Here is a 12,310-nt window from a genome sequence, read left to right on the forward strand (position 1 = left end):
CTCATTTCGGAGCAAGGCCCCCGAATTGCAGCACGGCAGCGACGATGATGACGTACGCCAACGACAGCGGCAGAAACACCTTCCAGCCCAGACGCATCAGCTGGTCGTAGCGGTAGCGCGGCACGATCGCCTTCGCCATCGCAATCAGGAAGAACATGAACATCACCTTGATGGCGAACCAGATGATGCCTGGCACCCAGGTGAATGGCGCGAACGGGATCGGCGACAGCCAACCGCCCAAAAACAATATCGTTGCCAGCGCACACATGGTGACGATGGCGACGTATTCGCCGAGCATAAACAGCAGATACGGGGTCGAGCCGTATTCGGTCATGAAGCCCGCGACCAGTTCCGATTCCGCTTCGACGAGGTCGAACGGCGGACGGTTGGTTTCAGCCAGCGCCGAGACGTAGAAGATCACGAACATCGGGAACAGCGGGATCCAGTACCAGCCGAGAATGCCCCACTTCGAATCCTGCGCGGCGACGATGGCCGTCAGGTTCAGCGAACCGACGCAGAGTAAGACGGTGATGATGACGAAGCCGATCGAAACTTCGTAGGACACCATCTGCGCGGCGGCGCGCAGCGCCGACAGGAACGGATATTTCGAGTTCGACGACCAGCCGGCCATGATGATGCCGTAGACCGACAGCGACGAGATCGCGAAGATATAGAGCACGCCGACATTGATGTCGGAAATGACCCAGCCGAGATCCATCGGGATCACCGCCCAGGCCGCCAGCGCGAGCACGCAGGACACCAGCGGCGCCAGCAGGAACACGCCCTTGTTGGAACTGGAAGGAACAACCGGCTCCTTCAATACGAATTTCAGCAAGTCCGCGAAGGATTGCAGCAGGCCGAATGGCCCGACCACGTTAGGGCCACGGCGGATCTGTACCGCCGCCCAGATCTTGCGGTCAGCCAGCAGGATGTAGGCAATCGCTATCAAGAGCACCACGAGCACAAGAAGGCTCTGCGCGACCATGATGATCAGCGGCCACAGGGTGCTTGTCCAGAATTCAGCCATCGGTTTACTCCGCCGCCGTCAGCATCTGGCCGGAGGCCAGGCGGGAGCATTCCGCCATGATGGCTGACGCACGCGCGATCGGGTTGGTCAGGTAGAAGTCCTCAACGGAGGCCTTGAACGGTGTCTTGTCGACGGTGCCGCCCTTGCCCGCAAGGGTCTTGATCGCACCGGCATCGCCGGCCTCGATCTGATCGATGCGCATCAGGTGCGGGGCAGCCTTGAAGATCGCCTGCCGCAAGGCAGCCAGCGAATCGTAAGGCAGCTTGTGGCCGAGCACGTCGGACAATGCGCGGATCACCGCCCAGTCCTCGCGGGCATCGCCCGGCGGGAAACCGGCGCGTTCCGCCATCTGCACGCGGCCTTCGGTGTTGACGAAGATGCCGGACTTTTCGGTATAGGCCGCACCCGGCAGGATCACGTCGGCGCGATGCGCACCGCGGTCACCATGGGTGCCGATGTAGACGACGAAAGTGCCGTCGGCGACTTTCACGTCGTCGGCGCCGAGCGAGAACAGCACGTCGAGCGAACCGGCCGACGTCATCTGCGCGAGGCTCAGGCTGCCCGAGGTCGGCGCGAAGCCGATATCGAGCGCGCCGACGGTCGAGGCTGCCGTCTGCAGCACCGCAAAACCGTTCCAGCCGTCCTTGATCACGCCGAAGTCCGAGGCGAGCTTGGCAGCCGCCGCGAGCACCGCAGCGCCATCGGCACGTGCGGCCACGCCGGCGCCAACCAGCACGATCGGATGCTTGGCGTTCTTCAGCACATCGGCGAATGCGTTCTTGCCGGCGGCGAGTTCGGCCAGCGAGTCCGTGCCGGCACCGAGATAATCGTAGCGATAGGTCAGATCCGCCTTCTCGCCGATCACGCCGACCTTCAATGCACCGGTGCGCCATGCCTTGCGGATGCGCGCGTTAAGAACGGCGGCTTCCTTGCGCGGATTGGCGCCCACGATCAGCAGCGCGTCGGCCTGCTCGATGCCGGCGATGGTCGGGTTGAAAATGTAGGACGCGCGGCCAGTGGCCGCATCGAAAGCGCCCGCGCTCTGGGTCGCCAGATTGGCCGAACCCATGCTTGCGAGCAGTTGCTTCAGCGCGAACATTTCCTCGACGGCGGCGAGATCGCCAGCGATGGCGCCGATCTTCTTGCTGCCAGCCACCTTAGCAGCGATGGCGCTGAATGCTTCAGCCCAGGTCGCCGCACGCAGCTTGCCGTTGTCGCGGATATAGGGACGATCGAGACGCTGCGTGCGCAGGCCGTCAACGATGTGGCGGGTCTTGTCGGAGATCCATTCCTCGTTCACCGCCTCGTTGACGCGCGGCAGGATGCGCATCACTTCGCGGCCACGGGTATCGACGCGGATCGCCGAACCGACGGCATCCATGACATCGATGGACTGGGTCTTGCCGAGCTCCCAAGGACGCGCGGCGAAAGCATAAGGCTTCGAGGTCAGCGCACCGACCGGGCAGATATCGACCAGGTTACCCTGCAACTCCGAGGTCAGCGCCGTTTCGAGGAACGAGGTGATTTCCATGTCCTCGCCGCGACCGGTGGCGCCCATTTCCGGCACGCCGCAGATTTCTGCAGCAAAGCGGACGCAGCGCGTGCACTGGATGCAGCGGTTCATCGAGGTCTTGACCAGCGCGCCGAGATACTTGTCCTCGACGGCGCGCTTGTTTTCGGCAAAGCGCGACGTGTCGACGCCATAGCCCATCGCCTGATCCTGCAGATCGCACTCGCCGCCCTGATCGCAGATCGGGCAATCCAGCGGGTGGTTGATCAGCAGGAATTCCATCACGCCTTCGCGTGCCTTCTTGACCATCGGCGAACGCGTCGAGATTTCCGGCGGTTCTCCCTTGGGACCAGGCCGACAATCGCGCACGCCCCAGGCGCAGCTCGCGACCGGCTTCGGTCCGCCCTTCACCTCGACCAGGCACATGCGGCAGTTGCCGGCGATCGACAGGCGCTCGTGGTAGCAGAAGCGCGGGATTTCGGCGCCGGCGGCTTCACACGCCTGCAGCAGCGTGTATTCCGCGGGGACCTCGATCTCTTTGCCGTCGATGATCAGTTTCGTCATAGCCATGCGCCCTACTCCGCCGCGACCAGATGCGCGGGATCGAGGATGCCCTGATCGTCGAGCGTCGCCTTGCGGCTGAACTCTTCGATGCGGCGTTCGATCTCCGGGCGGAAGGCGCGGATCAGGCCCTGCACCGGCCACGCGGCGGCATCGCCGAGCGCGCAGATGGTGTGGCCTTCAACCTGCTTGGTGACTTCGAGCAGCATGTCGATCTCGCGCTTGTGGGCGCGGCCTTCGACCATGCGGCTCAGCACGCGCCACATCCAGCCGGTGCCTTCGCGGCACGGCGTGCACTGGCCGCAGCTCTCATGCTTGAAGAAGTAGCTGATGCGGGCAATCGCCGCGACCACGTCGGTGGACTTGTCCATGACGATGACGCCGGCGGTGCCGAACGACGACTTCACCGCGCGGGTGCCGTCGAAATCCATGATGAGTTCTTCGCAATCTGCAGCCGGGATCAACGGGCATGATGCGCCGCCCGGAATGATCGCCAGCAGATTGTCCCAGCCGCCGCGAATGCCGCCGCCATGCTTCTCGATCAGCTCACGGAACGGAATGCTCATCGCGTCTTCGACGACGCAGGGCGTGTTGACGTGGCCGGAGATGCCGTAAAGCTTGGTGCCGACATTGTTCGGACGACCGATGCTGGCGAACCACGCCGCGCCGCGGCGCAGGATGTCCGGCGCAACAGCGATCGACTCGACATTGTTCACCGTGGTCGGACAGCCGTAGAGACCGACATTGGCCGGGAATGGCGGCTTCAGGCGCGGCTGGCCCTTCTTGCCTTCGAGGCTTTCGAGCAGTGCCGTCTCTTCGCCGCAGATATAGGCGCCGGCACCGTGCGCGACATAGAGGTCGAACGGGAAGCCGTGAATGTTGTTCTTGCCGATCAGATTGGCCTCATAGGCCTGATCAATCGCCGCCTGCAGATGCTCGCGCTCCCGAATGAATTCGCCGCGGACATAGATGTAACCGACATGGGCGCCCATGGCGCAGCCGGCGATCAGGCAGCCTTCGACCAGCGTATGCGGATCGTGCCGCATGATCTCGCGGTCCTTGCAGGTGCCGGGCTCGGACTCGTCGGCATTGACGACGAGATAGCTCGGGCGGCCGTCGGCATTGTCCTTCGGCATGAAAGACCACTTCATGCCGGTCGGGAAACCTGCACCGCCGCGGCCACGCAGGCCGGACGCCTTCATCTCGTTGACGATCCAGTCGCGGCCCTTGTCGATGATGGCCTTGGTGCCATCCCAGCCGCCGCGGCGGCGTGCGCCGGCGAGACCCCAGTCGTCGAGGCCGTAGAGATTGCGGAAGATGCGGTCGTTGTCGTCGAGCATGGCTTCCTCGATCAGCGATTGGATTGCTTGTAGGCGAGCATCGCGGCGCAACCGCCGAACACAACGGCCCACAACAGACTGGATTCAAGCGTGGCGTTCAAAAAGAAGCGCTGCAGCGAGAAAATGAACGCAGCTGCGACCATCGTATGCAGTGCGATGTAGAGCCACTTGTTCATTGCCGCGTCCCCCGACAGCGTTGCAAATTTCATCGACAGCACGCGCGTCATTTCTTCGGCTCCTTCGGAGTCTTCGGCTCCTTGGGAGCACCACCCTTCGGCGGATTAGCCTTGGTCGCGTCGGCCGCCGGCGGCTTCGGCGCCGGGCGCTCCTGCACATTGGCCGACTCGGTCTGCTTCTTCGGCTCGGCATCGGCGAGCGCGGGTTCCTTCGGCATATCCAGAACCTTGGTGTAACTGGCGGCGCCACCGCTCGTCATCACGCGCGCGCCGCCTTCGGGCGCAGCGAACTGACGGCCGATCTGCGAACCCGGCTTCGGCGGCGTGCCGGCAGCGAAACCGTCGATCAGCTTGTTCATGCTTTCTTTGGTGAGGTCTTCGTAAGTGTCGCTCCAGATCATCGCCATCGGGGCGTTGACGCAGGCGCCGAGACACTCGACCTCTTCCCACGAGAAGTCGCCATCTGCGGACAGATGGAACGGGTCGTGATGGATGCGATGCTGACAGACGTCGATCAGATCGCCGGCACCGCGCAGCATGCAAGGGGTCGTGCCACAGACCTGAATGTGCGCCTTCTTGCCGACCGGCTGCAGCTGGAACTGGGTGTAGAAGGTCGCGACTTCGAGCACGCGGATATAGGGCATTTCCAGCATGTCGGCGACGACGCGGATCGCGGCTTCCGAGACCCAGCCAGCCTGCTGCTCCTGTGCGCGCCACAGGATCGCGATCACGGCTGATGCCTGACGGCCGGGCGGATAATGCGTGATCTGCTCTTTCGCCCACGCCAGATTCTCAGGCGTGAATTCAAACGAAGCGGGCTGAACTTCTTTCGGAGCCAAACGGCGGACGGACATGTCTAGTCTCTCAATGAGTGCGGCGCGCCGCGCTCGCATTCAGGCTGTTGATGCGGTCGAGCCAGAACGCACTCGATGTGCCAAACACGTTGTAGCCAACATGTGTGGACACCTTGATGCGATCGAGGATCGACAACTCGGTCACGGTTTCGAAACGGTTGGTGGCGGGATCATGCACGATCAGCTTGAGCGGCGTTTGATCCAGAATAAAGCGTGAGACGGTGTGATGCGGGTCATTGCCGTGCTCTTCGCACATGATGACCGAGTCGCCCTGCAGCAATCGTGCGCCGCCCTTGATGGCCTCGATCTCGACGCCTTCGACGTCGAGCTTGATCAGATATTTGCCCGACATCGACACCTTGCCGTCGTCGAGCAGATTGTCGAGCGAGATCACCGGCACTTCCTCGCCGCCGGCATTCGGATCGCCGGCGATGCTGAAAGCTTCGTGCTTGGTACCCGACAGATGCGCCGTACCACGCTGCGAGCCGATCGCGCATTTGATGACGTCGAACCGGTCACCATTGATCCTGGCGTTAGTGGCGAGCTTGGCGAAATTGTCGAACGACGGCTCGATGGCGATCGCCTTGTGCGAGCCGAACGGCGCGCTCGACACCAGCACCGACCAGTATCCGTAATTCGCGCCACAATCGAGCAGCGTGTAATCGACATCGATCGAGTTCCGGAACAACACCTCAAGCTCGTCTTCATAGGAGAACGTGCGGTTGAGCAACTTGCTCCAGTAGCCATCGCCGAACGGGAACGCGAACAGCGCATCCGCATTCAGCTTCACCACGAGATCGCGCGCCGGCAGCACAGTCCTGCGCATCAGATTGGCGCACATGTTGTAGCCGCGATGCGAGAACGACGACGAGATCTTCGAGCCAACCACCAGCGCACAGGCCATCGCACGTTCCCAGAGATTCACGCTCTGGAGAACGCCGGACGCCCGGTCAAACTGTATGGGAGGCGTCAGCGTCACCGATCGACCTCTCCGAACACGATGTCGAGCGAACCGAGGATGGCCGAGACGTCGGCGAGCAGATGGCCGCGGCACATGAAGTCCATGGCCTGCAGATGCGCAAAGCCCGGCGCGCGGATCTTGCACTTGTAGGGCTTGTTGCTGCCGTCGGAGACGAGATAGACGCCGAACTCGCCCTTCGGCGCTTCGACGGCGGCGTAGACTTCGCCTTCCGGAACGCGAAAACCTTCGGTGTAGAGCTTGAAGTGATGGATCAGCGATTCCATCGAGCGCTTCATCTCGCCGCGACGCGGCGGGAAAATCTTGTTGTCTTCGACGGCGACAGCACCCTGCCCGTCCGGCGCGCGCATCTTGGCGATGCACTGCTTCATGATCTTGGTCGACTGCCGCATCTCTTCGACACGAATACAGTAGCGATCGTAGCAGTCGCCGTTCTTGCCGATCGGAACGTCGAAATCCATTTCGGCGTAGCACTCATAAGGCTGCGACTTGCGCAGATCCCAGGCGGCGCCGGAGCCGCGTACCATCACGCCGGAGAAGCCCCACTTCCAGGCGTCTTCCAGCGACACCACGCCGATATCGACGTTGCGCTGCTTGAAGATGCGATTGCCGGTGAGCAGCGTTTCGAGATCGTCGAGCACCTGCGGGAAGGCATCGCACCAGGCATCGATATCGTTGATCAGCTTGGGCGGCAGGTCCTGATGTACGCCGCCGATGCGGAAGAACGCGGCATGCATGCGCGAGCCCGAGGCGCGCTCATAGAACACCATCAGTTTTTCGCGCTCTTCGAAGCCCCACAGCGGCGGGGTCAGCGCGCCGACGTCCATCGCCTGCGTGGTGATGTTGAGAAGATGCGACAGGATGCGGCCGATTTCGGAATACAGCACGCGGATCAACTGGCCGCGGCGCGGAACGGTGATGCCGAGCAGCTTTTCGGCGGCCAGACAGAACGCGTGTTCCTGGTTCATCGGCGCGACGTAATCGAGCCGGTCGAAATACGGGATCGCCTGCAGATAGGTCTTCTGTTCGATCAGCTTCTCGGTGCCGCGATGAAGCAGGCCGATATGCGGATCGACGCGCTCGACGACTTCACCGTCGAGCTCCAGCACCAGGCGGAGCACGCCGTGCGCGGCCGGATGCTGCGGTCCGAAATTGATCGTGAAATTGCGAACGTTGGGTTGTTCGGTCATGGCTTGACCTCTGCCTTCTCGTCACCGGGCAACACGGGATAATCCGCGCCTTCCCAGGGCGAGAGGAAATCGAATTTGCGGAATTCCTGGTTGAGCCGAACCGGCTCGTAAACCACCCGCTTCTCCTGGTCGTCGTAACGAACCTCGACGAAGCCTGTGAGCGGGAAGTCCTTGCGCAGCGGATGGCCGTCGAACCCGTAATCGGTCAGCAGACGGCGCATGTCGGGATGGCCGACAAAGATCACGCCATAGAGGTCATAGGCTTCGCGCTCGAACCAGTCAGCGCCGGGAAACACCGAAATGATCGACGGCACCTGCGTCGTCTCGGATGCCAGGCCTTTCAGACGGATGCGGGTGTTCAGCGTCGGCGACATCAGGTGATAGACAACGTCGAAGCGCTTTTCGCGACCGGGATAGTCGACCGCCGTCGCATCGGTGAAATTGACGAAGCGGCAGCGCGGATCGTCACGCAGGAACTGCGCGACCTCGACGATCTTCGATGTTTCCACCGCAATCGTCAGCTGGCCGAACGCCACCTCATGCGCGAGTGCGGCACCCGGCAGGGCGCCGACAATCGTCTGACCCAGTGTGTCGAGCCTCACATCGTCCATGACAAAGCCTTAAGCGTTCGCGAGTCTTAGCGTTCAATCGTGCCGGTGCGGCGGATCTTCTTCTGCAGCAGCAGCACGCCGTAGAGAAGCGCTTCTGCGGTGGGCGGGCAGCCCGGGACATAAATGTCGATCGGCACGATACGGTCGCAGCCCCGAACCACCGAATACGAGTAGTGATAGTAGCCGCCGCCATTGGCGCAGGAGCCCATCGAGATGACGTAACGCGGCTCCGGCATCTGGTCATAGACCTTGCGCAGCGCCGGGGCCATCTTGTTGGTCAGCGTGCCGGCGACGATCATCACGTCGGACTGACGCGGCGACGCGCGCGGCGCGAAGCCGAAGCGCTCGACGTCGTAACGCGGCATCGACACCTGCATCATCTCGACCGCACAGCAGGCGAGACCGAAGGTCATCCACATCAGCGAGCCGGTGCGCGCCCAAGTGATCAGGTCGTCGGTCGCAGCAACGAAGAAGCCCTTGTCGGACAGCTCGGCATTGACCTCGAGAAAATACGGATCGTTCGCGCCGACCGGCTTGCCGGTGGACGGATCGATGATGCCTTTCGGCGCCTGCGCGATGGCGGGAGCCGAGGCTATGACTGGGCTCAATCCCATTCGAGCGCGCCTTTCTTCCATTCGTAGGCGAAACCGATGGTGAGCACGCCGAGAAACACGATCATCGACCAGAAGCCGGTTGCGCCAAGCTTGCCGAAGGCCACTGCCCACGGAAACAGAAAGGCGACTTCCAGATCGAAGATGATGAAGAGAATCGCCACCAGATAGAACCGCACATCGAACTTCATGCGCGCATCGTCAAAAGCGTTGAATCCGCATTCATAGGCGGACAGCTTTTCCGGATCTGGCTGCTGGTAGGCGACGAGAAATGGCGCGATCAGCAAGGCCAGACCGATGACGGATGCGATGCCGATAAAGACCACAAGTGGGAGATAATTATGCAAGATGCCGTTCATCGGCGAGCCTTACTCCTGCGGCCCTGACTTTGCCACAGATTCGAACATTGGAATGGTTCTGAGGCTTAGCGCAGCGCAACAAGCCATGCAAGACAAGGGATGTTGACAGTTTCATGCTCTGCCATGCGCGGCGCGACGATTGAAACGCAACCTTGCCGATGCATCGCCGGCTGCGACAAACCTCCCGCAGATTCTCAAAAATCCGGCATGACTTCTCAACCGCCGGGACCGTCAAACCTCGCCCGTCGGCGGGTCGGACCTTGCGCTCCTCCCCGGCAACAACATGCCGTCCAGTTCGGCGCGTTTCCGCACCAGCAGCAGCTCAGCGGCGGCGTTGTCCATGCCCGCCTGTCGCAACAGGCGGATCGCCGCGCCGAGCTCGGCGATCTGCGCCCGCAATGTGATGATCCTGAGTTGCGGCGGCTCGCTCACGCCAGACATGCCAGCGCCTCACGCTCCGCAATGAGCACCAGCAGGTCGGCCTGCATCCGCCGCACGCGCATGGAGGCATTGGCACAGTCCAGCCCGGCATTGGTCAGCAGCCGGATATCCGACTGCACCCCTTTCATCTGGTAGCGCAGCCGGGCGATTCTGAAATTCAGGTTGGCGAGCTTGGTCATTTGCGATATAGAACAAAAAGAGAACAAATTGACAAGCCATTGTTTCGACCCAGATCGGATTTTTGGAGGTTCCCATGACCCTTGCTTTGAAGGCCCTGGCTTTGAAGACCCCGGCTTTGAACACCCGCGGTGAGATCGTCGTCCCCGCGATTGCCGCATCGGTATCGTCGTATGAGAGCCTGCCGGATCGCCTCTCCGGCCCGATGACCCGCGGCCAGGCGCTGACGCTGAAATCGCTGGCGATCGAGGCCTATCAGCCCAAACAATTCGAAAAGGACCTGACGCGCGCTGAAGCCGCGCGGCGAATCGAGGCGCTGAAGCAGGAAATCGCGCTCGCAGATTCGTTCTGAGCGCTGGCAAGTCAAATGCCGCGCGAGACGTCTGCAACTCTATAGTTCTCTTGAGGAAACTTGTGGGGACGACCGCGGATGGACCTGAATCCCGCCATTCCCGATGGAATGGCGCGAGAGACGGGACTCGAACCCGCGACCTCTGCCGTGACAGGGCAGCGCTCTAACCAACTGAGCTACTCCCGCGTGGATCGTCTGCAATCCCGCAGTGGGGCTGGACATAAAGGGACGTCCTTTTGAAGTCAAGGACGTTGCAGAACCATTCCCGGGGACATCACAGGAAGGCGTCGTTGCAGGCTGTGCGAGAAGGCCGTTTTAAGGCCGGAAATGCAAATAAGCCCCTGTTTGCAGGCAAAACAGCGGGGCGGCATCGCTCCGAATCGTTTAAGCCCTGCTGCGTCACAGGTTTAAGACAGACCACCAACGAGAAGGGCCAGATTCATGGCAAAAGCTGCAACCACCACCGCCGCGAAAGCGGCCACTCCTCCCACCATCACGCTGAAGCATCTCGCCGCGGCCCTGGCTGAAGATCACGAGCTGTCGAAGAAGAAGGCCGAAGAAATCCTCGGTGACATGGTGGAGCGCATCACCAACCACCTCAAGAATGGCGAGCGTATCCGTATCGTCGGCCTTGGCATCCTTCAGGTCCGCAAGCGCGCCGCCCGCATGGGTCGCAACCCGGCGACCGGCGAGCAGATCGAGATCGCGGCCAGCAAGAAGGTCGCGTTCCGGCCGGCCAAGGAACTCAAGGAAGCCGTCTGATCGACCGCTTGAACTTCTCATTCCGGGCCGCGTCCTCGTGACGGCCCGGAATGAAACTTCTAAGCTGTGAGGACTTCTGCAATCAGATGGTGGCCTTTGACAGCAACTCTCCCCTTCGATTTCGCCCATGACGTGACTGCGTGCTTCCTGCGCTATGTGGTGATCGACACCCAGTCCGACCCCGCCTCCCCCACCTGCCCATCGACCGAAAAGCAGAAGGATCTCGGCCGCGTACTCGCGCAGGAGCTGCGGGACCTGGGGCTCAGGGACGCGCATCTCGACGAGCATGGCTATGTCTATGCGACGATCCCCGCGACATCGGACAAGAAAGTGCCGGTGATATGTTTCTGCTCGCATATGGACACCTCGCCCGACTGCAGCGGCAAGAACGTCAAACCGCAGATCGTCAAGAACTATCGGGGCGGCGATATCGTGCTGCCGGTCGACACAACGCAGGTCATCCGCGTCGCCGACAATCCGGCGCTGAAGGACCAGATCGGCCATGACATCATCACCACCGACGGCACCACTTTGCTGGGCGCCGACAACAAGGCCGGCCTTGCCGAGATCATGGATGCGGCACGTTTCCTGGTTGCCAATCCACAGATCAGGCACGGCACCATCAAGATCCTCTTCACGCCCGATGAAGAGATCGGCCGCGGCGTCGACAAGGTCGACCTGACAAAGCTGGGCGCCGACTTCGCCTACACCATGGATGGCGAGACCGCCGGCTATGTCGAAGACGAGACTTTCTCGGCCGACGGTGCCGTCATCACCATCGAAGGCGTCAGCGCGCATCCCGGCTTTGCCAAGGGCAAGATGGAGCACGCCATCAAGATCGCCGCCGCAATCGTCGAGCGACTGCCGAAAGACACCTGTTCGCCTGAGACCACCGACGGCAAGCAAGGCTTCCTGCATCCGATCGGCATTTCTGGCGCGCTTGAAAAAGCGACGCTCAGTCTGATCGTGCGCGACTTCGCAGATGACGGCCTTGCCGAGAAGGAAGCGCTGCTGCAATCCATCGTCGACGACGTGATGACGGCCTATCCGCATTCGACGGCGACACTCGAGATCAAGCAGCAATACCGCAACATGAAGCAGGTGATCGACCGCTATCCGCAGATGGTCGAATACGCCGTGGAAGCGATCCAGCGCGCCGGGCTCAAACCCGTCCGCAGCAGCATCCGCGGCGGCACCGACGGATCGCGGCTGTCCTTCATGGGCCTGCCCTGCCCCAATATCTTCGCCGGCGAACACGCCTTCCATGGCCGTACCGAATGGGTCAGCGTCCAGGACATGGAAAAAGCCGTGCAGACCATCGTGCATCTGGCGATGATCTGGGAAGAAAAAGCGTGATGAT

General features: G+C 61.8%; 15 protein-coding genes and 1 tRNA gene. 3 read left to right on the forward strand and 13 right to left on the reverse strand.

Features of this window, described 5'->3' with window-relative positions:
- Position 1 precedes the first annotated feature (1 nt).
- From nuoH to AC1DUY_RS03630, 12 genes are all read right to left on the reverse strand, one after another.
- Entirely contained in the window at positions 2-1,027 is a 1,026-nt protein-coding gene (gene nuoH, locus AC1DUY_RS03575; RefSeq protein ID WP_089264558.1) for an NADH-quinone oxidoreductase subunit NuoH, read from the reverse strand.
- A 4-nt stretch (positions 1,028-1,031) separates the two neighbouring features.
- Positions 1,032-3,101 carry an NADH-quinone oxidoreductase subunit NuoG gene (gene nuoG, locus AC1DUY_RS03580; RefSeq protein WP_478112430.1) on the reverse strand — a complete coding sequence of 690 codons (2,070 nt, stop codon included), beginning with the start codon at positions 3,099-3,101 and terminating at the stop codon, positions 1,032-1,034.
- Positions 3,102-3,112: 11 nt separating this feature from the next.
- The gene (nuoF, locus tag AC1DUY_RS03585; RefSeq protein ID WP_068730888.1) at positions 3,113-4,438 is read right to left on the reverse strand and encodes an NADH-quinone oxidoreductase subunit NuoF; all 1,326 of its coding nucleotides are present in this window, start codon (positions 4,436-4,438) and stop codon (positions 3,113-3,115) included.
- An 11-nt stretch (positions 4,439-4,449) separates the two neighbouring features.
- Entirely contained in the window at positions 4,450-4,665 is a 216-nt protein-coding gene (locus AC1DUY_RS03590) for a hypothetical protein (RefSeq protein ID WP_089264560.1), read from the reverse strand.
- Complete coding sequence (nuoE, locus tag AC1DUY_RS03595) at positions 4,662-5,468, reverse strand: NADH-quinone oxidoreductase subunit NuoE (RefSeq protein WP_478112272.1); 807 nt, start codon at positions 5,466-5,468, stop codon at positions 4,662-4,664. Before nuoE ends, AC1DUY_RS03590 begins: the two co-directional genes overlap by 4 nt.
- 10 nt (positions 5,469-5,478) lie before the next feature.
- A complete protein-coding gene (locus AC1DUY_RS03600; protein ID WP_478112274.1) occupies positions 5,479-6,447 on the reverse strand; it encodes an FkbM family methyltransferase in 969 nt (322 codons plus the stop codon).
- The gene (locus AC1DUY_RS03605; protein WP_231080816.1) at positions 6,444-7,637 is read right to left on the reverse strand and encodes an NADH-quinone oxidoreductase subunit D; all 1,194 of its coding nucleotides are present in this window, start codon (positions 7,635-7,637) and stop codon (positions 6,444-6,446) included. Before AC1DUY_RS03605 ends, AC1DUY_RS03600 begins: the two co-directional genes overlap by 4 nt.
- Complete coding sequence (locus AC1DUY_RS03610) at positions 7,634-8,248, reverse strand: NADH-quinone oxidoreductase subunit C (protein WP_089264563.1); 615 nt, start codon at positions 8,246-8,248, stop codon at positions 7,634-7,636. Before AC1DUY_RS03610 ends, AC1DUY_RS03605 begins: the two co-directional genes overlap by 4 nt.
- 26 nt (positions 8,249-8,274) lie before the next feature.
- Positions 8,275-8,862, reverse strand: a complete 588-nt coding sequence (locus tag AC1DUY_RS03615) for a NuoB/complex I 20 kDa subunit family protein (RefSeq protein ID WP_089264564.1) — start codon at positions 8,860-8,862, stop codon at positions 8,275-8,277.
- Entirely contained in the window at positions 8,853-9,218 is a 366-nt protein-coding gene (locus AC1DUY_RS03620; protein ID WP_068730894.1) for an NADH-quinone oxidoreductase subunit A, read from the reverse strand. Before AC1DUY_RS03620 ends, AC1DUY_RS03615 begins: the two co-directional genes overlap by 10 nt.
- A 231-nt stretch (positions 9,219-9,449) precedes the next feature.
- Complete coding sequence (locus tag AC1DUY_RS03625) at positions 9,450-9,659, reverse strand: hypothetical protein (RefSeq protein WP_478112278.1); 210 nt, start codon at positions 9,657-9,659, stop codon at positions 9,450-9,452.
- Complete coding sequence (locus tag AC1DUY_RS03630) at positions 9,647-9,838, reverse strand: hypothetical protein (protein WP_478112280.1); 192 nt, start codon at positions 9,836-9,838, stop codon at positions 9,647-9,649. The genes AC1DUY_RS03625 and AC1DUY_RS03630 overlap by 13 nt, the downstream gene beginning before the upstream one ends.
- Positions 9,839-9,912: 74 nt before the next feature.
- On the opposite strand from AC1DUY_RS03630, the gene AC1DUY_RS03635 reads away from it, so the two are divergent.
- The gene (locus AC1DUY_RS03635) at positions 9,913-10,188 is read left to right on the forward strand and encodes a DUF3072 domain-containing protein (RefSeq protein ID WP_231080817.1); all 276 of its coding nucleotides are present in this window, start codon (positions 9,913-9,915) and stop codon (positions 10,186-10,188) included.
- Positions 10,189-10,297: 109 nt separating this feature from the next.
- On the opposite strand, the gene AC1DUY_RS03640 is transcribed toward AC1DUY_RS03635, so the two are convergent.
- A tRNA-Asp gene (locus AC1DUY_RS03640) sits at positions 10,298-10,374 on the reverse strand.
- A 255-nt stretch (positions 10,375-10,629) separates the two neighbouring features.
- On the opposite strand from AC1DUY_RS03640, the gene AC1DUY_RS03645 reads away from it, so the two are divergent.
- Both AC1DUY_RS03645 and pepT read left to right on the forward strand, forming a co-directional pair.
- A complete protein-coding gene (locus AC1DUY_RS03645; protein ID WP_068730898.1) occupies positions 10,630-10,950 on the forward strand; it encodes an HU family DNA-binding protein in 321 nt (106 codons plus the stop codon).
- Between the two features lie 96 nt (positions 10,951-11,046).
- Complete coding sequence (pepT, locus tag AC1DUY_RS03650; RefSeq protein ID WP_478112283.1) at positions 11,047-12,306, forward strand: peptidase T; 1,260 nt, start codon at positions 11,047-11,049, stop codon at positions 12,304-12,306.
- The last annotated feature ends 4 nt before the right edge of the window (positions 12,307-12,310 follow it).

The sequence above is a fragment of the Tardiphaga sp. P4_G1 genome (assembly GCF_056401215.1).